Here is a 21,103-nt window from a genome sequence, read left to right as displayed (position 1 = left end):
GCAATTGTGTGACATACACCGATCCTGGGGCCGCTCCGCGCCCCTATCGCGGCACAAGGCCGCTCCTACAGGGATCGCGCAGCTGTTCAGACCATCAGCAAATGCTCGACCAGCGCCGCCGCATAGCCTGGCAGCGCGGCAAAATCCCGGGCGCACACCTGCAATTGCCGGTTCGCCCACGCCTCGTGCAGCGCCACCCAGTGCAGGGGCAATACACCTTCCCAACGCCGTACCGAGGCTAATGGCACCACCCCCACGCCGGCCCCGCCAGCCACCATGCGGATCACTCCATCGAAGCCCTCGGCGCGTACCCGCACACGCATCCTGTGCCCCAGCCGCAGTGCCTGTTCCTCAAGGTGCAAGGCCAGTGCGCTGTTCGTGCCCAAGCCGACATGCCCGTATGCAAGGCTCTGCACAAAATCGGGCGCGGCTGCTTCGGCCAGTGCATGCCCCTCCGGCATCACCAGCACCAGCGGATCGTCGCGAAACACTCGAGTCTGCAGATGCCCGCTGGGCGCAGCGGTGGAGACGATGCCCAGGTCGGCCATGCCTTGGGTAATGGCCTGGACGATGCGCAGGCTCGGCTGTTCCTGCACGTCGATGCTCACCCCCGGGTACTCGACCAGATACCGTGCCAGCAACTCGGGCAGGTACTCGGTCAGCGCCGCGGTGTTGCACAGCAGGCGCACCTGGCCCTGCTGGCCCTTGGCGTACTGAGCCAGGTCGTATTGCAACCGCTCCACCTGCGCGGCGATCAACCGCGCGTGCTGCAGCAGGGCCTGGCCAGCGGGTGTCGGCTGCACGCCGCGGCGATTGCGTTCGAGCAACGGGATGCCGAGCGAGGTTTCCATGGCGCGGATCCGTGCGCTGGCGGCCGGTAGCGACAGGTGGCTACGGCGTGCGCCGGCAGTGATGTTGCCGCACTCCAGGGTGTGTTGGAACAGCGCAAGGTCGGTCAGGTCGAAATGCATCAGCCTCTGTCCTGGCAAAAGTCTGGCTGAGTATATGGCGAATTTTCAGGCCTGCGCGGCCAGGTCAGGATGGCGCCATGAATACATTTTTCGCGTTTTACCAGAACATCGGCCCGGCATTGACGTTGCTGGTGGTGCTCACCTTCCTGCTGGCCGGCGCGGTCAAAGGGGTCATCGGCCTGGGGTTGCCGACCATCGCCATGGGCCTGCTTGGGCTGGCTATGCCTCCGGCGCAGGCTGCGGTGCTGCTGATCGTGCCTTCGACGCTGACCAACCTGTGGCAGCTGGCGGCAGGCGGGCATCTGCGGGCGTTGGTGCGGCGCTTGGGCGGGGTGCTGCTGATGATCTTCGTCGGCACCTTGCTGGGCAGTCGCTGGCTTGGGATCGACAGTGGCCCCTGGGCGGCTCACGCCTTGGGTGGTGCGCTGGTGGTTTACGCCCTGTATGGCTTGATCGGGCCGGGCCTGCGCCTGGCGCGGCATCACGAGCGCTGGCTGGGCCCGTTGTGCGGGCTGGTGACGGGAGTGGTCACGGCTGCCACCGGGGTGTTCGTGATGCCCGCCGTGCCCTATCTGCAGAGCCTCGGCCTGAGCCGAGACGAGATGGTCCAGGCCTTGGGCCTGTCGTTCACCGTCTCGACCCTGGCGCTGGCCATCGGCCTGGCCGGCCAGGAGGTACTGGACGGCCAGGCGCTGGGTGCCTCATTGCTGGTGCTGGCCCCGGCGTTGCTGGGCATGCTCGCCGGTACCTGGCTTCGCAGCCGTATCAGTGCAGCGCTGTTCAGGCGCTGCTTTTTCATCGGCCTGGCGCTGCTCGGCGGGCACCTGCTGATCAACGGTTAGCGGAGGAGGCACTGAGCATTTCGATCATCTGCAAATCGAAGTCGCGCTCCAGGTATTTCATGCGGTTTTCAAAGAATTCAGCCATGTGCGGCAGGGCCGAGTGCACGTCCAGTGCCGCCTTGTCTGCCCACACCTCGAAGAACAGGAACAGGCTCGGGTCTTCCTTGTCGCGCAGCATGTGGTACTCGATGCAGCCCGGCTCCTGGCGGCTCGGCTCCACGTAGGGGCGCAGCAGTTGCTCGAAGGCATCGGACATTTCCGGGCGGGTCTTGGCTTGGAGGATGAAAGCAAACTGCTCGCTCATGGTGAGGCCTCTGTGGATGAGATGGTGAGCAGATTCTAAGGCAATAATTGGCTGGCAATTCGTGATTTGCAGGCAAATGTATTTTGCCGTGCCCCGGCTTTATCCGCCGGCCGCGACTGCCTAATCTGCCGCCATCCAATTGACCCGGTCGCCGATACCGACCCTTCGAGGCACACCATGAAAAAAATTCTTCTGCTCAACGGCGGCAAGCAATTCGCCCATTCCGACGGTCGCCTCAACGAGACCCTGCACGAGGCTGCCCTGGCCCACCTGGACCGTGCCGGTTTCGACCTGAAGCAAACCTTCATCGATGGCGGTTACGACGCCCGGGAAGAAGTCGAAAAATTCCTTTGGGCCGATGTGATCATCTACCAGATGCCCGGTTGGTGGATGGGCGCCCCCTGGACCGTGAAGCAGTACATCGACGAGGTGTTCACCGCTGGCCACGGCAGCCTGTATGCCAGCGATGGCCGTACCCGCTCGGACGCTTCGCAGAAGTACGGCAGCGGCGGGCTGATCCATGGCAAGCAGTACATGCTGTCGCTGACCTGGAACGCACCCCAGCAGGCGTTCGATGACCCGGCTGACTTCTTTGAAGGCAAGGGCGTGGACGCGGTGTACTTCCCGTTCCACAAGGCCAACCAGTTCCTCGGCATGACCGGGCTGCCGACCTTCCTGGCGGTGGATGTGATGAAGCGGCCGGATGTGCCGGCGGCGCTGGCGGCCTATGAGCAGCATCTGCAAGCGGTGTTCGGCAAGGCCGAGTGATAGGTGCCTGATCGCGGGGCAAGCCCGCGCCCACAAGATTACGTGGGCGCGGGCTTGCCCCGCGATGGTTATGCAGGCTTGCGCGCTTGCCGCCCAAACGCTATCTATCAATGCGATCCCCCACCAAGGCCACCCGCGTGAAAACCCGCTCCGAAGAACTCCAGGTATTCGTCGCCGTCATCGATTGCGGTTCGATCTCCGCCGCTGCCGAGCAGATCGGCCAGACCCCGTCGGCGGTCAGTCGAACCTTGTCGCGCCTGGAGGGCAAGCTGGGCACCACGCTGGTCAACCGCACCACCCGGCGCATGGACCTGACCGAAGAAGGGCGCTTCTTCCTCGAACGTTCGCGGCAGATCCTCGAGCAGATGGACGACATGGAAGAGCGCCTGTCGATGCACCGCCAGACCCCGTCCGGGCGCCTGCGCATCAATGCTGCCGGGCCGTTCATGCTGCACGCGATCCTGCCCTGGATCAGCGAGTTCCGTCAGCAGTATCCAGATATCGAACTTGAACTGAACACCGACGACCTGATCATCGACCTGCTGGAGCAGAGCACCGACGTGGCCATCCGCATCGGTGAGCTGGCCGACTCCAGCCTGCATGCCCGGGCGCTGGGTTGCAGCCCGGTGCAGGTGCTCGCCAGCCCTGCGTACCTGGCCCGGCACGGCACTCCGCAGAAGGTCGAGGACCTCGCCGAGCATTGCCTGCTCGGATTCAGCTCCCCCGAGTCGCTCAACCAGTGGCCGCTGCGCCACGCCCAGGGTGAGCGCTGGGCGATCCGCCCGCAGTTGCTCGCGTCCAGCGGCGAGACCCTGCGCCAGCTGGCCATCGCCGGGGAAGGCATCGTCAGCCTGTCGCACTTCATGACCCACGAAGACATCCGCGCCGGCCGCCTGCAGGTGCTGCTGGCGGAGCACAACAACGGCTATCGCCAGCCGATCAATGCGGTCTACTACCGCAACACCCAGCTGGCCCTGCGCATTCAGTGCTTCCTTGATTTCATCCAGGCCAAGCTGGCGGCGTACGCCTGCGCAGTTGCCTGAATGCGACAACTGCTGCCCGTCGGCGGCGGAAATTTCCTACGGTGTTTGCTTAGTCGGAGCGCTTCGGCCTTAATGACTGATCAACAAAAACAACACCAAGGAAGTGCCCATGCGTCTTGTCATGTTCCAGCCATTGGCCCTCGGGGCCGCGATCCTGAGCTGTTCCTCTGCTTTTGCCGTGACGCTGGAAGGCGGCGCGGTAGCCGCACCTGATCAATATGGCGCACAGGTGGCCGCCGATATCCTCAAGAAGGGCGGCAACGCGGTGGACGCCGCCGTCGCCACGGCCTTCACCCTCGCCGTCACCTACCCCGAGGCCGGCAACATCGGCGGCGGTGGTTTCATGACCCTGTTCGTCGACGGCAAACCGTACTTCCTCGACTACCGCGAAGTGGCCCCCAAGGCCGCCACCAAGACCATGTACCTGGATGACAAGGGCGAGGTGATCGAGAACCTCAGCCTGGTCGGCGTGCGTGCAGCCGGCGTGCCGGGCACGGTGATGGGCCTGTGGGAGGCGCATCAGAAGTTCGGCAAGCTCAAGTGGAGTGAGCTGCTCACCCCGGCCATCGGCTATGCCAAGAACGGCTTCAAGATTGCCCAGAAGCAGTACCAGTACCGCGACGACGCCCAGGGCCTGTTCAAGACCGCCACCAATTTCAATGACTACTTCGGCAGCATGAAGGTGGGTGAGCTGTTCAAGCAGCCCGAGCTGGCGCAGACCCTGGAACGCATCGCCGACAAGGGCGTCAGCGAGTTCTATCAGGGCAAGACCGCCGACCTGCTGGTGGCGCAGATGCAGGCTGACAAGGGCCTGATCACCAAGGAAGACCTCAAGGACTACAAGGCGCTGTGGCGCAACCCGATGGCCATCGACTGGCGCGGCAACGTGGTCTACACCGCGCCGCCGCCGAGCTCTGGCGGCGTCGCCCTGGCCCAGCTGCTGGGCATCAAGGAAGACCGTGCGGCCGACTTCAAGGGCGTCGAGCACAACTCGGCCAAGTACATCCACCTGCTGGCCGAAATCGAGAAGCGCGTGTTCGCCGACCGCGCCGACTACCTGGGTGACCCCGCCTTTACCCAGGTGCCGGTGGACAAGTTGGTCGCCAAGGACTACCTGGCCAAGCGCGCAGAGCAGGTCAACCCGAATGCGATCTCCGAGACCGACAAGGTCAAGCCGGGCCTGGAGCCGCACCAGACCACGCACTTCTCCATCGTCGACAAGCAGGGCAACGCGGTGAGCAACACCTACACCCTCAACCTCGACTACGGCAGCGGCGTGGTGGTGAAGGGCGCAGGCTTCCTGCTCAACGACGAGATGGATGACTTCAGCGCCAAGCCCGGAGCGGCCAACGCCTTCGGCGTGGTGGGCGGTGACGCCAACGCCATCGCCCCGGGCAAGCGCATGCTCTCGTCCATGAGCCCGACCCTGGTGACCCGTGACGGCAAGGTGGTGCTGGTGGTGGGCACGCCGGGCGGTTCGCGGATCTTCACCTCGATCTTCCAGGTGATGAACAACCTGTATGACTACAACATGCCGCTGGAGAAATCGGTGGCGGCACAACGGGTGCATCACCAGTTGCTGCCCAAGGACACCATCTACTTCGACAGCTATGCGCCGCTTACCGGCAAGGTGGCCGATGACCTGAAGAAGATGGGTTATGTGCTGGAAGATCAGGGCTGGGAGATGGGCGACATCCAGGCGATCCGGGTGACCGGGGAGAAGCTGGAGACCGCGTCAGATCCGCGTGGGCGGGGCGTGGGGATGATCGTCAAGTAATGGCGATCAGGGCTGCGTTGCAGCCCATCGCCGGCAAGCCGGCTCCCACAGGGTATTGAGTGCTTCTGTGGGAGCCGGCTTGCCGGCGATGGGCCGCAAAGCGGCCCTCTTGAGGTCAGACGCGGAACTGGCTGACCAGTGTCTGCAGGTGACCACCCAGGCGCGCCAGCTCCACGCTGGAGGCCGCGGTTTCATCACTGGCCGCAGCGGTCTGCTCCGACACATCACGCACATTCAGGATGCTGCGGCTGATCTCTTCGGCCACGGCGCTCTGCTGCTCGGCGGCGGCGGCGATCTGCTGGTTCATCGACTGGATATTCGACACCGTACGGGTGATGTTCTCCAGCGAACCACCGGCCTTGCGCGCCAGTTCCACACTGCTGTCGGTCAGGCTACGGCTGCCGTTCATCGCTTCGGCGACCTGCTGGGTACCGTGCTGCAGGCTGGCGATCAGGCCTTCGATCTCTTCGGTCGACTGCTGGGTGCGCTGGGCCAGGCCGCGCACTTCGTCGGCGACCACCGCAAAGCCACGCCCGGCTTCACCGGCACGGGCAGCTTCGATGGCGGCGTTGAGGGCCAGCAGGTTGGTCTGCTCGGCCACCGACTTGATCACATCCATCACACTGCCGATCTTCTGGCTTTCCTGCTGCAGCAGGGTCATGGCGTCGGTGGAGCGTTTGACTTCCTGGGCCAGGCGTTCGATCTGGCTGATCGCCTCACCCACCACTTTGTCGCCGCCGCGGGCTTCGCCGTCGGCATTGGTCGCGGCAAAGGCCGCTTGTTCGGCATTGCGCGCCACTTCCTGCACGGTGGCGGCCATTTCGTGCATGGCGGTGGCCACCTGGTCGGTCTCGACCTTCTGGCTGTTGGCACCGGCGCTGGTCTGCTCGGTCACCGCCGACAGCTCTTCGGCTGCGCTGGCGATCTGGGTGACGCCGTCGCGGATACCGGTGATCAGTTCACGCAAGGTGGTGCCCATACGGCCGATGCCCTGTTGCAGCACGCCGAGCTCGTCGCGGCGGGTCACGCGCAGGTTCTGGGTGAGGTCGCCGCCGGCGATCTGCTCCACGGCCTGCAGGGTTTCGCGCAGCGGGCGGGTGATCTGACGGGTGATGATCACTGCCGCCAGCACGCCGACCAGCAGTGCCAGCAGCGTGGCGGTGATCTGCAGGCTGCGGGCCTGGGCGCTTTCGATGTCGCGGCGCTCAAGCTGGATCTGGTACAGCGCGTCGCTGCGCTTGACGATGTCGGCGCCCTGCACGGTCATTTCGGCGCGGGCGGTGGCGATGCTGGCCACGGCGTCGCGGAACTGGCGCACGGCGTCACGGTAGCTCTGCACCGATTGCTCGAACTGGCGAAGGCGCGTGGCTTCGTTGGGCAGCTGGCCCTTGAGGTTGTCGGCTTCGGCCAGCGCGGCATCCAGCTGGCGCAGGGCGGCTTGCTCGTTGGTCGCGCTGTTGTCGGCGATGTAGCCACGCACGTCGATGCGTACCTGCAGCAGTTGCTGGCGCGCCTTGCTGATCAGCTGGTACTGGGCCAGGCGCACGCTGTCGCTCTCGGCGCGCGCCATGACATCCTGGCTCAGGGTGTCCATGGCTTCGTCAGCCTTGATGGCCGAGGCGGTCATCACTTCACGGGCGGCCAGCGAGGCCTTGTAGCCTGTGCGCATCTTGTTCAGCGAGACTTTGTACTCGCTGATGGTCTGGCCCAGCTCACGCAGCAGCTTGACGTTCTCGGGGCTCTTGAAGGTGCTGACCAGGTATTCCTGCTGCTTGCTGAACGCGTCCAGCTTGGCCTGGGTGTTGGCCGCCGCTGTGTCGTCGCCGTTGGCGATCATGTATTGCAGGCGGGCGATGCGCAGGTCGGTCAGGTCCTTGTTGAGCTGGCCGATGTCGCCCATCCAATTGCTGCGGTCGATCAGGCTGCCCAGGCTGTTCCAGCCGGTCAGGGCCAGCAGGCCGGTCAGTACCAGCACCAGGCCGAAGCCCAGGCCGAGTTTGAGGTTGACGCTGATGTTGGCGAACCAGCTGTTCATGCACGCTCTCCCAGAAAATGATTTCGCTCACTTGATCTCAATCGCTGGGCGTTATTGTTGTGGGAGCCCCGCTGATTCGTGCAGGGGTTATCGGCAGGGCAGGGGCAAGCTGAAACGCTTTTTCAGCAGATTTGTAACTGCCTGAAAACGTTTGCGTTTATTCGAAATCATCGCGGGGCAAGCCCGCTCCCACGCGGTGGACCGCCCCAAAGCGTGGGAGCGGGCTTGCCCCGCGATGATCAAAGGCTACGGCTGGAGAAGGTATCGCACTGGTTCACATCGCCACTGCCGAACCCGGCCTTGAACCACCGCACCCGCTGTTGCGAGGTGCCGTGGGTGAACGAGTCGGGTACCACACGCCCCTGGCCCTGTTGCTGCAAGCGGTCGTCGCCGATGGCATTGGCGGCGTTCAGGGCTTCCTCCACGTCCCCCGGTTCCAGCCAGTTCAGGCGCTTTTGCGCCTGGTAGGCCCAGACGCCAGCCAGGCAGTCGGCCTGCAGCTCCTGGCGCACCAGCAAGCCATTGTCGCCTTCCAGGCGCTGGCCGCTGCGGCGAGCGGCGTCGACCTTGGCCGAGACCCCGAGCAGGGTTTGCACGTGATGGCCGATTTCGTGGGCGATCACATAGGCCTGGGCGAAGTCGCCGGCGGCGGCGAAGCGGGTTTCCATTTCGCGGAAGAAGCTCATGTCCAGGTACACGCGCTGGTCGGCCGGGCAGTAGAAAGGCCCGACCGCCGCCGAGGCGAAACCACAGGCCGAGTTGACCTGGCCGCTGAACAGCACCAGTTTCGGGTCGCGGTACTGTTTGCCAGCCTGGGCGAACAAGGCTTTCCAGGTGTCTTCGGTGTCGCCGAGGATCGAGGCGACGAACGCCGCCTGTTCGTCGTTGGCGGGCGGTGCCTTGCTGCCGACATTGGCTGGGGCAGTCTGTTGCTGCTGGTCCATCTGCCCGGCCAGCTGGCCGAGGATCTGCAGCGGGTCCTGCCCGGTGAGCCAGCCGATGCCGACGATCAACAGGATGGCACCGAGCCCCAGGCCCTTGCCGCCGCCGAAACGCATGCCGCCGCCACCGCCACCTTCGCCGCGGGCATCGACCACGTTGTCGCTGCGTCGGCCTTTTCGCCATTCCATGTGCTGCTCTCCAGTTTTTTGAAACATGAAGTCAAAAGATTAGTTCAGCGCCGCGCTGGCCGTAGAGGTAAGCGCAAGAGCATAACCAAATGGTTATGCCTATGACCGCTGAATTCAATATTCATCCCGTCGTACCTGCCGGAAACTGCAAGTCCGCCTGCCACGCCCAGGCGACTTCATAATTCCAAAAGAGGTAACCGGCATGCCTGCCCAGGACACCAGCCGTTTCGTGATCCGTGATCGCAACTGGCACCCCAAGGCCTTCACCCCCGACTACAAGACCTCGGTCGCCCGCTCGCCGCGCCAGGCGTTGGTGAGCATCCCGCAGTCGATCAGCGAAAGCACCGGCCCGGACTTTTCCCACCTGCGCTTCGGCGAGCATGACCACGACCTGCTGCTGAACTTCAACAACGGTGGGCTGCCGATCGGCGAGCGGATCATCGTCGCCGGCCGCGTGGTCGACCAGTACGGCAAACCGGTGCCCAACACCCTGGTGGAAATGTGGCAGGCCAACGCGGGTGGCCGTTACCGGCACAAGAACGACCGCTACCTGGCGCCGCTGGACCCGAATTTCGGTGGCGTCGGTCGTTGCCTGACCGACCGCGACGGCTACTACAGCTTCCGCACCATCAAGCCTGGCCCGTACCCATGGCGCAACGGCCCCAACGACTGGCGCCCGGCGCATATCCACTTCTCCGTCAGCGGCCCGTCGATCGCTACCAAGCTGATCACCCAGCTGTATTTCGAGGGTGACCCGCTGATCCCGATGTGCCCGATCGTCAAGTCGATCGCCAACCCGGATGCGGTCGAGCGGCTGATCGCCAGGCTCGACATGAGCCACGCCAACCCCATGGATTGCCTGGCCTATCGCTTCGACATCGTCCTGCGCGGCCAGCGCCAGACCCACTTCGAAAACCGCTGAGGAGCACCGTCATGCCTATCGAACTGCTGCCGGAAACCCCCTCGCAGACCGCCGGCCCCTACGTACACATAGGCCTGGCCCTGGAAGCGGCCGGCAACCCGACCCGCGACCAGGAAATCTGGAACCGCCTGGCCAAGGCCAATGCCCCGGGTGAGCACATCCTGCTGATCGGCCAGGTGTACGACGGCAATGGCCACCTGGTGCGCGATTCGTTCCTGGAGATCTGGCAGGCCGACGCTAACGGCCTGTATCAGGACGACTACAACCAGGAGAACGTCTTCAACAGCTTCGGCCGCACCGCCACCACTTTCGATGCCGGTGAATGGACCCTGCACACGGTCAAGCCGGGTGTGGTGAACAACGCCGCGGGCGTGCCGATGGCGCCGCACATCAACATCAGCCTGTTTGCCCGGGGCATCAATATCCACCTGCACACGCGGTTGTATTTCGATGACGAGGGCGAGGCGAACGCGAAGTGCCCGGTGCTCAACCTCATCGAGCAGCCGCAGCGGCGCGAGACGCTGATTGCCAAGCGCTGCGAAGTGGAGGGGAAGACGGCGTATCGCTTCGATATCCGTATCCAGGGGGACGGGGAGACGGTGTTCTTCGACTTCTGAGGTTTCAAGACCAGCAAAGGCCGGCTCCCGCAGGAGCCGGCCTTGCGACAAGTCTCAGCCCTTGACCGGGTTCAGGTCGAACGCATCGGCCTGGTACTGGAACAACAGGCAATCCGCGGCAGCGGTGCAGCCGCTTTCATGCACGAGGTTGGCCGGCAGCTTGTAGTAGGCGCCCGCCGGATACTCGACCCTTTTGCCATCGATCACTGCATAGAAGGTACCGCTCAGTACCACGGTCGGCAGTGTCTGGCTGTGGCTGTGCAGGCCATTGTCCGTGCCTTTGCGAAACTTCACGTACGCTGAATACGGCCCTTTGCCGAACAGATCGCCCTCGACGTTGGCATAGCTCACGACGCCTTGGGTGCCGGACACGTCCTGCCATCTCAAGGCAGTACTGTCAGGTACCGAGCTCGGTGGCTCGCCAGCGGCGCTTGCCGTGGTGGTGAGTGCGGCCAGCGTGAGGCCGACGAACATCGTGTGCAGTACTTTCATGGGGAGGCTCCTTCGCCAGATGACAGTGGGCGAAGACTAGCCTTTGAAAATGCGCACAAATACGTCAAAAAATAGCCAGGTCTTGTGTCGAATATGCACAAATCAAGGTTCCCACCGTGGCCTGGCATAGTAGGCCTGCACATACTCGAGCAGCGCCCGTACCTTGGGGGCGACGTGGCGGCTCTGCGGATACACGGCGTACAGCGTGCGTGAAGGCTGGGACCAGTCCGCCAGCAGCGGTACCAGGCGCCCGTCGCGCAAGGCATCGTGGACAATGAAACGATCGAAGCTGGCGATGCCCAGCCCGCCAATCGCCGCGGCTCGCAGGGCCATCGGCGAGTTGGCGCCCAGGCGCCGGGGCATCAGTACCTCATGGTGCTCACCCGTGGAGCCGGTGAGTTGCAGGCGCTGTGGCTGTGGCAAGCGGTTGTAGCCGAGCAGCGGATGGGCCAGCAGGGCGTCAGGTGTGGTCGGCGTGCCATGACGCTCCAGGTAGCTGGGCGCGGCTACCAGCACACGGGTGCTGACCGCCAGTTTGCGGGCTACCAGGCTGGAGTCGGGCAGGTGGTCGGTGACCCTCAGGCAGACATCGATGTCTTCTTCCAGCAGATCGATGAAGCGGTCGCTGCAGTGCAGCTCGACCTGCAACCGCTGGTGGCGCTCGATGAAGTCCGGCAGCCAGTGCCCCAGTTCCAGTTCACCGAAGGCGGTCGCCACGCCCAGGCGCAGGGTGCCGGTGGGCTGCTGCTGGTGTTCGGACAGTTCCAGGTTCATGGCCTGCATCTGCTCGAGAATCTGCACGCAGTGGCGATGGAACAGCGCACCGGCCTCGGTCAGTTGCAAGCGACGGGTGGTGCGATTGAGCAGCTGGGTGCCGAGGTGGCGCTCGAGGTTCTTCACCCGGCGCGACAGTACGGTGTGGGAAACGCCTGCCTGCTGGGCGGCGGCGCTGAAGCCGCCGTGGTCGACGACCCGGCGGAAGGCCTGCATGGCACTCAACTGATCCAATGGCACATCACTCCTTGCAGCACACGACGGGGCCCTTGCGGCCCCGCCATGTCGAGGGTCAGCGCCGAACCAGCAGCACCCCGCTTTCCATGTGATGGGTATAGGGGAACTGGTCGAACAGCGCGCAGCGTTCGATACGGTGGGTATCGTGCAGCTGGGCGATGTTCTGCGCCAGGGTTTCCGGGTTGCAGGAAATGTACAGAATGCGCTCGAAGCGCCGGGTCAGTTCGCAGGTGTCCGGGTCCATGCCGGCGCGCGGCGGGTCGACGAACACGGTGCCGAAGTCGTAGGCCTTGAGGTCGATGCCTTCCAGGCGGCGGAACGGGCGGACCTCGTTCAGCGCCTGGGTCAGCTCTTCGGCCGACAGGCGCACCAGGCGCACGTTGTCCACGCCATTCTCGTCGAGGTTGTGCAGCGCGGCGTTGACCGAGGTCTTGCTGATCTCGGTGGCCAGCACCTGGCGGGCCCGGGTGGCCAGCGGCAGGGTGAAGTTGCCGTTGCCGCAGTACAGTTCCAGCAGGTCGTCGTCGCGCTCGCCCATGGCTTCGAAGGCCCAGCCGAGCATCTTCTGGTTCACCGCGCCGTTGGGTTGGGTGAACGCGCCTTCGGGTTGGCGATAGCTGAAGGTGCGGCCGGCGATGTCCAGTTTCTCTACCGCGTAGTCACGGCCGATCACCAGGCGCTTGCCCTTGGAGCGGCCGATGACACTGACATTCAGCTCGGCGGCCAACTGCTGCGCAGCGGCTTCCCAGGCGTCGTCCAGCGGGCGGTGGTAGCACAGGGTGACCATGGCATCGCCGGCCAGGGTGGTGAGGAACTCCACCTGGAACAGGCGGTTGTTCAGCGCCTCATTGCCCTGCCAGGCGGCCTTCAGGCGCGGCATCAGTTGGTTGATGCGCTGGCTGGCGATGGGGAAGTCGTCGATCAGGATCGCCTTGTGCTTCTCGCCCGGGGCGAACATCGCGTAATGGCGCTGGCCGTCCTCGCGCCACAGGCGGAACTCGGCGCGCAGGCGGTAGTGCTCGCGCGGCGAGTCGAACACCGCAGGCTTGGGCGCCGCGAACGGCGCCAGCAGCTCACGCAGGCGGGCGACCTTGGTCGCCAGCTGCGCGTCGTATTGCGTAGGGTCGAAAACGGCACTCATGCGTTGAACCAGCCCAGCTTGATGACGAACAGAATGGACAGGATCACCAGCGCTGGGTTCAGGTCGCGGTGACGGCCGGACAGCAGCTTGATGGCGGTCCAGGCGATGAAGCCGAAGGCGATGCCGTTGGCGATCGAGTAGGTCAGCGGCATGGCCAGGGCGGTGACCACCACCGGCGCGGCTTCGGTAACGTCATCCCAGTTGATCTCGGCCAGGCCCGAGGCCATCAGCACGGCGACGAACAGCAGCGCCGGGGCGGTGGCGAAGGCCGGCACGCTGCCGGCCAATGGGGCGAAGAACAGCGCCAGCAGGAACAAGACGGCGACCACGATGGCGGTCAGGCCTGTGCGGCCACCGGCACTGACGCCGGCGGCGGATTCGATGTAGCTGGTGGTGGTCGAGGTGCCCAGCAGCGAACCGGCCATGGCGGCGGTGCTGTCGGCGATCAGGGCGCGGCCCATTTTCGGCATGTGGCCGTCCTTGCCCATCAGGCCGGCGCGCTTGGCCACGCCGATCAGGGTGCCGGAGTTGTCGAACAGGTCGACGAACAGGAAGGCGAAGATCACGCTGATCAGGCCGACGTCCAGGGCGCCTTTGATGTCCAACTGCAGGAAGGTCGGTGCCAGCGATGGCGGCATCGACACCACGCCACCGAATGGGGTGACGTTCATGGCGATCGAGGCCACGGTCACCGCGAGGATGCCGATCAGCACCGCGCCACGCACTTTCATCGCCTCGAGGGCAACGATCAGGAAGAAGCCCAGGGTGGCGAGGATTGGCGCTGGTTTCTTGAGGTCGCCCAGGCCCACCAAGGTGGCCTGGTTATCGACGACGATGCCGGCGTTATGCAGGGCGATCAGCGCCAGGAACAGACCGATACCGGCGGCAATGGCCGAACGCAGCGGCAGCGGGATGCTGTTCACGATCCATTCGCGGATGCGGAAGATCGACAGCAGGAAGAACAGCACGGCGGACAGGAACACCGCACCCAGCGCCACCTGCCAGGTGTGGCCCATGTGCAGAACCACGGTGTAGGTGAAGAAGGCGTTCAGGCCCATGCCCGGCGCCAGGGCGATCGGGTAGTTGGCGATGATGCCCATGGTCACCGAGCCGATGGCCGCGGCCAGGCAGGTGGCGACGAAGATCGCGCCCTTGTCCATGCCGGTCTCGCCGAGGATGCTCGGGTTGACGAACAGGATGTAGGCCATGGCCAGGAAGGTGGTGACGCCCGCGAGAATCTCGGTGCGCACGTTGGTGTTGTGTGCCTTTAGTTGAAACAGCCTTTCCAGCATGCCTGCTCCCAGGGCGCCTCGCGCCGTGAATGTATCGTCCCCAACAGCAAAGCACAGACCGTACCGGATGCCGCGGTTTTGCGTGGGGGGCAAAAAAGCCGCGCATCATACCAGCATGGGGGGCGGGGGCCTATGGCCGTTGGGGTGGCTGATCGGGTCATGTTCGCGGGCGCTTGTGCCGGCCCAATCGCCGGCAAGCCGGCCCCCACACCGATCGCGTCGCCTCCAAGCCTAGCGCCATCCCTGTGGGAGCCGGCTTGCCGGCGATTGGCCGGTGCAGGCAACTGCGCTCACTCAGCCGTTGTGCAAGCGATCCCGATGGGTCAGGGTCGGGAACAGTTTCATCCACACCCCGGTCACCACCAGGGTGCCGACACCACCGAGCACCACCGCCGGCACTGTGCCAAACCAGTGCGCGGTGAGCCCCGATTCGAACTCGCCAAGCTGGTTCGAGGCGCCGATGAACAGCCCGTTCACCGCACTCACCCGGCCGCGCATTTCATCCGGGGTCTCCAGCTGCACGAAGGCGCCACGGATGACCATGCTGATCATGTCAGCCGCGCCCAGCACCACCAGTACCGCCAGGGAGAACCAGAACGAGGTGCTCAAGCCGAAAGCGATGGTCGCCACGCCGAACACCCCCACCGCAGTGAACATGACCAGGCCCACCTTGCGTTCCACTGGGAAGCGCGCCAGCCACAGCGACATCAGCAGCGCGCCCACCGCCGGGGCCGAACGCAGCAGGCCCAGGCCCCAGGCGCCGGTGAGCAGTATGTCCTTGGCGAACACCGGCAGCAGCGCGGTGGCGCCGCCCAGCAGTACGGCGAACAGGTCCAGCGAGATGGCGCCGAGGATGTCCGGGCGGCTGCGGATGAAGCGGATGCCGGCCAGCAGCGAATCCAGGCTGGCGCGGCCTTGCTGGAGCGGTTGCTGGCGGGCGTCGAGGCTGAGCATGAGCAGGCAGGCAATCACGTACAGGGCCACGGTCGGGGCATACACCCAGATGCTGCCGAAGGCATACAGGAAACCGCCCACCGCCGGGGCGACAATGGTCGCGGTCTGGGTCGCCGAGGCCGACGCCGCCACCGCCCGCGGGAACAGCCCCGGTGGCACTACGTTGGGCAGCAGCGCCTGGGTGGCCGGCATCTCGAACGAGCGGGTGGCGCCCAGCAGGAAGGCCAGCACGAAGATCAGCTCGCGGCTGACGTTGTCAGTGACACTGCCAAGGGCCAATGCCAGGGCGATCAGCGCCTGCAAGGTCTGGCAAAGCGCGGCGACCTTGCGCCGGTCATAGCGGTCGGCAACGTGCCCGGTGTGCAGCATGAACAGCACGCGCGGGGCAAATTCCACCAGCCCGACCAGGCCCAGATCGAGCACATTGCCCGTCAACTGGTAAAGGTGCCAGCCGATGGCCACGGTGAGCATCTGGAAGCCGCTGGCAGTGAAGACGCGGGCCAGCCAGAAGGCCATGAAAGGGCGGTGATGACGCAGCAATTGCGGGGCGGAGTCGGACATCGGCAGGCCTGTAACCTCGGCAATAGAGGGGTCTGCAGAGTAGCATCTGTTTGTAACATTTAGTTGCTGAATGTCGAGGTGGACAGTTTTTCAGCGCCCGGAAAAGGGGGTGGGACAACGGGTCACGCGGCAATCAACCACACATCTTGTGACTTGATTCGGGACTATGCTTCCAGACATTCGTTGACCTGGATCAATCGTTCCAGATGCAACGAATTTGGCCCTCGGGCCGGAATCCCTGCGATCGAACAGAACAATTCCAACGAGCCGCACTCGATCACTGTGGGGGCAGTGGGCGACAAGGGCCACAAGCCTGGACGCCGGATTATCTGAAGAGGAAGCACCATGTTCGGATTAGAAGCCCTAGAGCTCGCCCGAATCCAGTTTGCCTTTACCGTGTCCTTTCACATTCTGTTCCCGGCCATCACCATTGGCCTGGCGAGCTACCTGGCGGTTCTCGAAGGCCTTTGGCTCAAGACCGGCAACAACACCTACCGTGACCTCTACCACTTCTGGTCGAAGATCTTCGCCGTCAACTTCGGCATGGGCGTGGTCTCCGGCCTGGTCATGGCCTACCAGTTCGGCACCAACTGGAGCCAGTTCTCCGACTTCGCAGGTTCCATCACCGGCCCCTTGCTGACCTACGAGGTACTGACGGCCTTCTTCCTCGAGGCCGGCTTCCTTGGCGTCATGCTGTTCGGCTGGAACCGTGTCGGCCGAGGCCTGCACTTCTTCGCCACCTGCATGGTGGCGCTCGGCACCTTGGTCTCGACCTTCTGGATCCTGGCGTCCAACAGCTGGATGCAGACCCCCCAGGGCTACGAGATCGTCAATGGCCAGGTGATCCCGGTGGACTGGTTCGCGGTGATCTTCAACCCGTCCTTCCCTTACCGCCTGATGCACATGGCCACCGCCGCCTTCGTCGCCACGGCGTTCTTCGTCGGGGCCTCGGCGGCCTGGCACCTGTTGCGTGGCCGGGATAACCCGGCGGTGCGCAAGATGCTGTCGATGGCCATGTGGATGGCGCTGATCGTCGCGCCGATCCAGGCCGTGATCGGTGACTTCCACGGCCTCAACACCCTCAAGCACCAGCCGGTGAAGATCGCGGCCATCGAGGGCCATTGGGAAAACAAACCCGGTGAACCGACGCCGCTTATCCTGTTCGGCATCCCGGACATGAAAGCCGAAACCACCCGCTTCAAGATCGAGATCCCGGCCCTGGGCAGCCTGATTCTTACCCACAGCCTGGACAAGCAAGTACCGGCAATGAAGGAGTTCCCGCCCGAAGACCGGCCCAACTCGACCATCGTGTTCTGGTCGTTCCGGGTCATGGTCGGCCTGGGCATGCTGATGATCTTCGTTGGCCTGTGGAGCGTGTGGCTGCGCAAGCGCGGCACCCTGTACAGCTCGCGGCCGTTCCTCTACCTGACCCTGTGGATGGGCCCGTCGGGGCTGATCGCCATCCTCGCTGGCTGGTTCACCACCGAGATCGGTCGCCAGCCATGGGTGGTCTATGGGCTGATGCGTACCGCCGACGGTGTGTCCAACCATAGCTATGCGCAGCTCGGTTTCACTCTGGTGATGTTCGTGGTGGTGTACTTCGCCCTGTTCGGCACCGGCATCGGCTACATGATGCGGCTGGTGCGCAAAGGGCCGAAAACCGGCGAAGGCGAGGAGCACACCCCAGGTGGCCCTGGCCAGCAACGTACGCCGGCGCGGCCACTGTCCGCCGCCGATGATGGCCATGAGGCCACCTCCACCCGCCTGAGCGAGGGGAACTGAGATGGGTATCGATCTTCCGCTGATCTGGGCCGTGATCATCATCTTCGGCGTGATGATGTACGTGGTGATGGACGGTTTCGACCTTGGGATCGGCATGCTCTTCCCGTTCGTCCAGGACGAGCGTGACCGTGATGTGATGATGAACACCGTCGCCCCGGTATGGGACGGCAACGAAACCTGGTTGGTGCTGGGTGGCGCCGCGCTGTTCGGCGCCTTCCCGCTGGCCTACTCGGTGGTGCTGGAGGCGCTGTACCTGCCGCTGATCCTGATGCTGGTGGGGCTGATCTTCCGCGGCGTGGCCTTCGAGTTCCGCTTCAAGGCGCGGGCCAACAAGCGGCATATCTGGGACAAGGCGTTCATCTGGGGCTCGCTGGTGGCCACCTTCTTCCAGGGCGTGGCCCTGGGCGCCTTCATCGAAGGCTTCAAGGTGGTCGACCGCAAGTTCGTCGGCGGCTACCTGGACTGGCTGACGCCGTTCACCCTGTTCTCCGGCCTGGGCCTGATCGTTGCCTACACCCTGCTGGGCTGTACCTGGCTGATCATGAAAACCGAAGGGCCGCTGCAACAGAAGATGCACGACATGGCGCGGCCCCTGGCGCTGGTGTTGCTGGCAGTGATCGGCATCGTCAGCCTGTGGACACCGATCGCCTACCCGCAGATCGCCGACCGCTGGTTCAGCATGCCTAATCTGGTGTGGTTCATGCCGGTGCCGCTACTGGTGATGGTGACCTTCTATGGCCTGCTGCGCGCGGTGGCACGTAATGCGCACTACACGCCGTTCCTGCTCACCCTGGTGCTGATCTTCCTTGGTTACAGCGGATTGGGGATCAGCCTGTGGCCCAACATCATCCCGCCGTCGATCAGCATCTGGGATGCCGCCGCACCGCCGCAGAGCCAGGGCTTCATGCTGGTGGGCACGTTGTTCATCCTGCCGTTCATCCTCGGGTACACCTACTGGAGCTACTACGTGTTCCGCGGCAAGGTGACCCATGAAGACGGCTATCACTAGGAGCGCGCCATGATGGATGTCGAACAGAAGAAACCGTTGTGGCAACGCCTGGGCTGGCTGGTGCTGATCTGGGCGCTGAGTGTCGCGGCGCTTGGGGTATTCGCCTACGGGATGCGGATGTTCATGAGTGCTGCGGGGTTGAGCACGCACTGAGCCTGCATTGAAACCACCGTGGGAACAACTGTCGTCTTGTAGGAGCGGCCTTGTGCCGCGATAGGGCCGCAGAGCGGCCCCAGGATTTCAGCGTTAATGCAGAAATCGCCGGGGCCGCTTTGCGGCCCTATCGCGGCACAAGGCCGCTCCTACAGTGGACGTGCAAGCCCGTTTAGTGGGGCTGCCTTACTTGCGGGCCTTGAGCACGACGAACTTCGGCGTCGCCGCTACTTGCTCCACACCTCTGAACAACCGCGCCAGCTTGCTGTGGTAGCCCAGGTGCCGGTTGCCGACGATGTACAACGCTCCCCCCACCTCCAGCGCCTCCCGTGCCTGCTGGAACATGCGCCAGGCGAGGAAATCGCCGACCACCTGCTGCTGGTGGAACGGCGGGTTGCACAACACCACGTCCAGCGACTGCTTGGCTAGCCCCGCCAGGCCATCCGCCGCCTCAATGGCTACTTCACGATCGCCCAGCGCGGCCTGCCAGTTGTCACGGGCCGATTGCACCGCCATGTACGACTCGTCCACCAGGGTGTAATGCGCGTCAGGGTTCGCCAGGGCGCTGGCGATGGCCAGTACGCCATTGCCGCAGCCCAGGTCTGCCACCCGGGCGCGGCCCAGGTCGCGTGGCAGGTGCGGCAGGAAGGCACGGGTGCCGATGTCCAGGCCTTCGCGGCAGAACACGTTGGCGTGGTTGACCAGCTCCAGTGCCGGCGCGTCGAGGCGGTAGCGGCTAGGGTAGGGGGACTGGGCGAGTGGGCGCTCGGCGACCGTGGCGGTGAGCAGCCGGGCCTTCTTCTGGGCCAGCGAGGCCTGGACCGGGCCGATGTATTTTTCCATCAGGTCGCCGGCCGCACGTGGCAGGTGCTTGATCATGGCGCCGGCGATCACCTGAGCGCCGGGGGCCAGGTGGCCCTGCAGGCGGATCAGCTGTTCTTCGAGCAGGGCCAGGGTTTTCGGTACGCGCACCAGCACGCGATCGAAGGGCCCTTGCCAGTGCTGGTTGGCGGGTACGAAAGGCACGGCATCGAACGGCTTGCCGTTGCCTGCCAGGTTCTTCTCCAGCGCCATGCGCGCCAAGTGCGAGTCGCCGCTGCTGGTGACATCCAACCTGCCGGCCAGGCTGGCGGCCAGGGCGCCGAAGCTGTCGTTGAGCACCAGCACCCGGCAGCCTGCGGCCGGTGCTTGGGCCGCCAGGTGCTCCAGCAGGTACTGGTCGGCGGCGTCGAACGCCAGCAGCGGGTCGTTGGCCTGTTCCGGCTGGCGAATCAGGTCGAGGTCGGCGAAGGGGCTGTTGAACAGTGGCATTAAGTACGGCTCGGCGCGAATCTGGCCGTCGCGGTGCGCGACGGGCTTGAGGTAGGCGATTCTACAGGGCTTTGCGCTTCGAGGGGGTTACAGCAGTCCTTGGCGGAAGACGTTGACGATGGCTGCCACCTTGTTGTTTGTGTTGGTCTTGGCGATCACGCTGCGGATGTGGAAGTTCACGGTGCTGGTGGATAGCGAGAGTATCTTGGCGACATCCTCGGCGATTTTGCCTTCCGAGGACCACTTAATCACTTCCAGCTCACGCTTGCTCAGTGGCGGATAGTGCTCTTCGCTGGCCATATGCTGTTCGCTCACTGCGGCATGCAGCACCTGGCACAACCACATGATCTGTGCGCCGTTTTCATAGAGTTCGATGGGGCGAATCGGGTCGTCTGGCCGGGCTACACTCAGCTGGCTCTCGTTGTGCAGTTGATCGAACAACGATTGCGTCCAGCCATGGCGCAGGCCGTGGGCACAGGCTGACTCGCGCAGCTGCGGCATTTCTTTGAACAGGTCGTCGTTCCACAACAGCGGCAGGGTAGTCTTGCGGCATTCGCAGCAAGCCGGGTCGCTGTTCATGAACTCGTGCTGATAGACCTGGTGCCACTCGTCCGGGTAGTTGCTGCGGAAACACACCTTGGGGGCTTTACCCGCGACATGCATGTGGGTCGCCAGGCCGACGAATTGCATGCCGAGTGCCTGCACCAGCTCAACCGCCTGGAGGAACAATCTGTCGGGGTCGTGCTCCCCCAGCATCTGTTGAAGCTGTTCGCTGTGCCACTGTGACATGGGTGAAACTCCCTGAAATCCGATGGATCCAATTACCGGACTGCACGGGCCAATTGTAGGAAAAGTCCTCGTGATGCGCTGGGTTTTTTTGCTATAGCTGTCGCATTTGTTGCGCAGCTTTTTGTCAGCCAAAAACGATGCCCTACAATCCGGTGGTGTTTATCCCCGGCGCTTTGCGAGACACTTGGCGCATCTGATT

At 64.2% G+C, this 21,103-nt stretch carries 19 protein-coding genes and 3 pseudogenes; 9 read left to right on the top strand and 13 right to left on the bottom strand.

The features are described from left to right. Nucleotides 1–86: 86 nt before the first annotated feature. Nucleotides 87–971: a LysR family transcriptional regulator gene (locus EJA05_RS24615; RefSeq protein ID WP_125860474.1), complete on the bottom strand. Its 885-nt coding sequence runs from the start codon at nt 969–971 to the stop codon at nt 87–89. Nucleotides 972–1,048: 77 nt separating this feature from the next. Between EJA05_RS24615 and EJA05_RS24610 the strand changes: the two genes are divergently transcribed. Beyond that, nucleotides 1,049–1,813 (top strand): sulfite exporter TauE/SafE family protein, encoded by a 765-nt coding sequence (locus EJA05_RS24610; protein WP_125860472.1) that lies wholly within the window; start codon nt 1,049–1,051, stop codon nt 1,811–1,813. On the opposite strand, the gene EJA05_RS24605 is transcribed toward EJA05_RS24610, so the two are convergent. Next, nucleotides 1,803–2,117 (bottom strand): putative quinol monooxygenase, encoded by a 315-nt coding sequence (locus EJA05_RS24605; protein ID WP_125860470.1) that lies wholly within the window; start codon nt 2,115–2,117, stop codon nt 1,803–1,805. The two genes, EJA05_RS24610 and EJA05_RS24605, sit on opposite strands and share 11 nt — an antisense overlap. A 177-nt stretch (nt 2,118–2,294) precedes the next feature. On the opposite strand from EJA05_RS24605, the gene EJA05_RS24600 reads away from it, so the two are divergent. The 3 genes from EJA05_RS24600 (at nt 2,295) to ggt (ending at nt 5,705) form a co-directional block, all read left to right on the top strand. Continuing rightward, nucleotides 2,295–2,885 (top strand): NAD(P)H-dependent oxidoreductase, encoded by a 591-nt coding sequence (locus EJA05_RS24600; RefSeq protein WP_125860468.1) that lies wholly within the window; start codon nt 2,295–2,297, stop codon nt 2,883–2,885. A 137-nt stretch (nt 2,886–3,022) separates the two neighbouring features. Next, a complete protein-coding gene (locus EJA05_RS24595) occupies nt 3,023–3,928 on the top strand; it encodes a LysR family transcriptional regulator (protein WP_125860466.1) in 906 nt (301 codons plus the stop codon). A 109-nt stretch (nt 3,929–4,037) separates the two neighbouring features. Further along, nucleotides 4,038–5,705, top strand: a complete 1,668-nt coding sequence (gene ggt / locus EJA05_RS24590; RefSeq protein WP_125860464.1) for a gamma-glutamyltransferase — start codon at nt 4,038–4,040, stop codon at nt 5,703–5,705. Nucleotides 5,706–5,943: 238 nt separating this feature from the next. Here ggt and EJA05_RS29035 read toward each other — a convergent pair. The 4 genes and pseudogenes from EJA05_RS29035 to ypfJ all read right to left on the bottom strand — a co-directional run. Next, nucleotides 5,944–6,534 (bottom strand): annotated as a pseudogene (locus EJA05_RS29035) (methyl-accepting chemotaxis protein); the annotation flags it as partial. Between the two features lie 141 nt (nt 6,535–6,675). Further along, nucleotides 6,676–6,825, bottom strand: a pseudogene (locus tag EJA05_RS29030) (HAMP domain-containing protein); the annotation flags it as partial. 117 nt (nt 6,826–6,942) lie between these two features. Continuing rightward, nucleotides 6,943–7,740, bottom strand: a pseudogene (locus EJA05_RS29025) (methyl-accepting chemotaxis protein); the annotation flags it as partial. Between the two features lie 239 nt (nt 7,741–7,979). Continuing rightward, nucleotides 7,980–8,870, bottom strand: coding sequence for a KPN_02809 family neutral zinc metallopeptidase (gene ypfJ / locus EJA05_RS24580; RefSeq protein ID WP_125465611.1), 891 nt, complete (start codon nt 8,868–8,870; stop codon nt 7,980–7,982). Nucleotides 8,871–9,072: 202 nt separating this feature from the next. Between ypfJ and pcaH the strand changes: the two genes are divergently transcribed. After that, nucleotides 9,073–9,792 carry a protocatechuate 3,4-dioxygenase subunit beta gene (gene pcaH, locus EJA05_RS24575; protein WP_125465610.1) on the top strand — a complete coding sequence of 240 codons (720 nt, stop codon included), beginning with the start codon at nt 9,073–9,075 and terminating at the stop codon, nt 9,790–9,792. An 11-nt stretch (nt 9,793–9,803) separates the two neighbouring features. Further along, nucleotides 9,804–10,409: a protocatechuate 3,4-dioxygenase subunit alpha gene (gene pcaG / locus EJA05_RS24570; protein WP_125860460.1), complete on the top strand. Its 606-nt coding sequence runs from the start codon at nt 9,804–9,806 to the stop codon at nt 10,407–10,409. Between the two features lie 54 nt (nt 10,410–10,463). Here the strand turns inward: pcaG and EJA05_RS24565 are convergent, their stop codons facing one another. The 5 genes from EJA05_RS24565 to EJA05_RS24545 all read right to left on the bottom strand — a co-directional run bounded on the left by EJA05_RS24565 (nt 10,464) and on the right by EJA05_RS24545 (nt 15,860). Next, nucleotides 10,464–10,883, bottom strand: coding sequence for a cupin domain-containing protein (locus tag EJA05_RS24565; protein WP_374046963.1), 420 nt, complete (start codon nt 10,881–10,883; stop codon nt 10,464–10,466). A gap of 120 nt (nt 10,884–11,003) precedes the next feature. Continuing rightward, nucleotides 11,004–11,909 (bottom strand): LysR family transcriptional regulator, encoded by a 906-nt coding sequence (locus EJA05_RS24560; protein WP_125860456.1) that lies wholly within the window; start codon nt 11,907–11,909, stop codon nt 11,004–11,006. Nucleotides 11,910–11,967: 58 nt separating this feature from the next. Then, a complete protein-coding gene (gene trmA, locus EJA05_RS24555; protein ID WP_125860454.1) occupies nt 11,968–13,053 on the bottom strand; it encodes a tRNA (uridine(54)-C5)-methyltransferase TrmA in 1,086 nt (361 codons plus the stop codon). Further along, nucleotides 13,050–14,345: an NCS2 family permease gene (locus EJA05_RS24550; RefSeq protein ID WP_125465605.1), complete on the bottom strand. Its 1,296-nt coding sequence runs from the start codon at nt 14,343–14,345 to the stop codon at nt 13,050–13,052. The genes trmA and EJA05_RS24550 overlap by 4 nt, the downstream gene beginning before the upstream one ends. A gap of 294 nt (nt 14,346–14,639) precedes the next feature. Further along, nucleotides 14,640–15,860 (bottom strand): MFS transporter, encoded by a 1,221-nt coding sequence (locus EJA05_RS24545; protein WP_125860452.1) that lies wholly within the window; start codon nt 15,858–15,860, stop codon nt 14,640–14,642. Nucleotides 15,861–16,205: 345 nt separating this feature from the next. On the opposite strand from EJA05_RS24545, the gene EJA05_RS24540 reads away from it, so the two are divergent. From EJA05_RS24540 to EJA05_RS24530, 3 genes are read left to right on the top strand one after another with little or no spacing between them, the layout of a single operon-like run. Beyond that, nucleotides 16,206–17,642, top strand: coding sequence for a cytochrome ubiquinol oxidase subunit I (locus EJA05_RS24540; protein ID WP_125860450.1), 1,437 nt, complete (start codon nt 16,206–16,208; stop codon nt 17,640–17,642). A gap of 1 nt (nt 17,643) precedes the next feature. Further along, nucleotides 17,644–18,651 carry a cytochrome d ubiquinol oxidase subunit II gene (gene cydB / locus EJA05_RS24535; protein ID WP_125465602.1) on the top strand — a complete coding sequence of 336 codons (1,008 nt, stop codon included), beginning with the start codon at nt 17,644–17,646 and terminating at the stop codon, nt 18,649–18,651. 12 nt (nt 18,652–18,663) lie between these two features. Continuing rightward, nucleotides 18,664–18,804, top strand: coding sequence for a DUF2474 domain-containing protein (locus EJA05_RS24530; RefSeq protein WP_178125879.1), 141 nt, complete (start codon nt 18,664–18,666; stop codon nt 18,802–18,804). Nucleotides 18,805–18,990: 186 nt separating this feature from the next. On the opposite strand, the gene EJA05_RS24525 is transcribed toward EJA05_RS24530, so the two are convergent. After that, a complete protein-coding gene (locus tag EJA05_RS24525) occupies nt 18,991–20,115 on the bottom strand; it encodes a methyltransferase (protein WP_125860448.1) in 1,125 nt (374 codons plus the stop codon). 87 nt (nt 20,116–20,202) lie between these two features. Then, the gene (locus EJA05_RS24520) at nt 20,203–20,904 is read right to left on the bottom strand and encodes an autoinducer binding domain-containing protein (protein ID WP_125860446.1); all 702 of its coding nucleotides are present in this window, start codon (nt 20,902–20,904) and stop codon (nt 20,203–20,205) included. Between the last annotated feature and the right edge of the window lie 199 nt (nt 20,905–21,103).

The sequence above is a fragment of the Pseudomonas oryziphila genome, from assembly GCF_003940825.1.
Classification (GTDB): Bacteria; Pseudomonadota; Gammaproteobacteria; order Pseudomonadales; family Pseudomonadaceae; genus Aquipseudomonas; species Aquipseudomonas sichuanensis.
This window is presented reverse-complemented; position numbering and strand designations above follow the sequence as displayed.

Excerpts from the sequence above, each read along its gene's own strand:
- EJA05_RS24550 (WP_125465605.1), bottom strand. The coding sequence starts at position 14,345 with ATGCTGGAAAGGCTGTTTCAACTAAAGGCACACAACACCAACGTGCGC.
- pcaG (WP_125860460.1), top strand. The coding sequence starts at position 9,804 with ATGCCTATCGAACTGCTGCCGGAAACCCCCTCGCAGACCGCCGGCCCC.
- trmA (WP_125860454.1), bottom strand. The coding sequence starts at position 13,053 with ATGAGTGCCGTTTTCGACCCTACGCAATACGACGCGCAGCTGGCGACC.
- ypfJ (WP_125465611.1), bottom strand. The coding sequence starts at position 8,870 with ATGGAATGGCGAAAAGGCCGACGCAGCGACAACGTGGTCGATGCCCGC.
- EJA05_RS24525 (WP_125860448.1), bottom strand. The coding sequence starts at position 20,115 with ATGCCACTGTTCAACAGCCCCTTCGCCGACCTCGACCTGATTCGCCAG.
- EJA05_RS24600 (WP_125860468.1), top strand. The coding sequence starts at position 2,295 with ATGAAAAAAATTCTTCTGCTCAACGGCGGCAAGCAATTCGCCCATTCC.
- cydB (WP_125465602.1), top strand. The coding sequence starts at position 17,644 with ATGGGTATCGATCTTCCGCTGATCTGGGCCGTGATCATCATCTTCGGC.
- EJA05_RS24605 (WP_125860470.1), bottom strand. The coding sequence starts at position 2,117 with ATGAGCGAGCAGTTTGCTTTCATCCTCCAAGCCAAGACCCGCCCGGAA.
- EJA05_RS24530 (WP_178125879.1), top strand. The coding sequence starts at position 18,664 with ATGGATGTCGAACAGAAGAAACCGTTGTGGCAACGCCTGGGCTGGCTG.
- EJA05_RS24610 (WP_125860472.1), top strand. The coding sequence starts at position 1,049 with ATGAATACATTTTTCGCGTTTTACCAGAACATCGGCCCGGCATTGACG.
- ggt (WP_125860464.1), top strand. The coding sequence starts at position 4,038 with ATGCGTCTTGTCATGTTCCAGCCATTGGCCCTCGGGGCCGCGATCCTG.
- EJA05_RS24615 (WP_125860474.1), bottom strand. The coding sequence starts at position 971 with ATGCATTTCGACCTGACCGACCTTGCGCTGTTCCAACACACCCTGGAG.
- EJA05_RS24540 (WP_125860450.1), top strand. The coding sequence starts at position 16,206 with ATGTTCGGATTAGAAGCCCTAGAGCTCGCCCGAATCCAGTTTGCCTTT.
- EJA05_RS24520 (WP_125860446.1), bottom strand. The coding sequence starts at position 20,904 with ATGTCACAGTGGCACAGCGAACAGCTTCAACAGATGCTGGGGGAGCAC.
- EJA05_RS24545 (WP_125860452.1), bottom strand. The coding sequence starts at position 15,860 with ATGTCCGACTCCGCCCCGCAATTGCTGCGTCATCACCGCCCTTTCATG.
- EJA05_RS24565 (WP_374046963.1), bottom strand. The coding sequence starts at position 10,883 with ATGTTCGTCGGCCTCACGCTGGCCGCACTCACCACCACGGCAAGCGCC.
- pcaH (WP_125465610.1), top strand. The coding sequence starts at position 9,073 with ATGCCTGCCCAGGACACCAGCCGTTTCGTGATCCGTGATCGCAACTGG.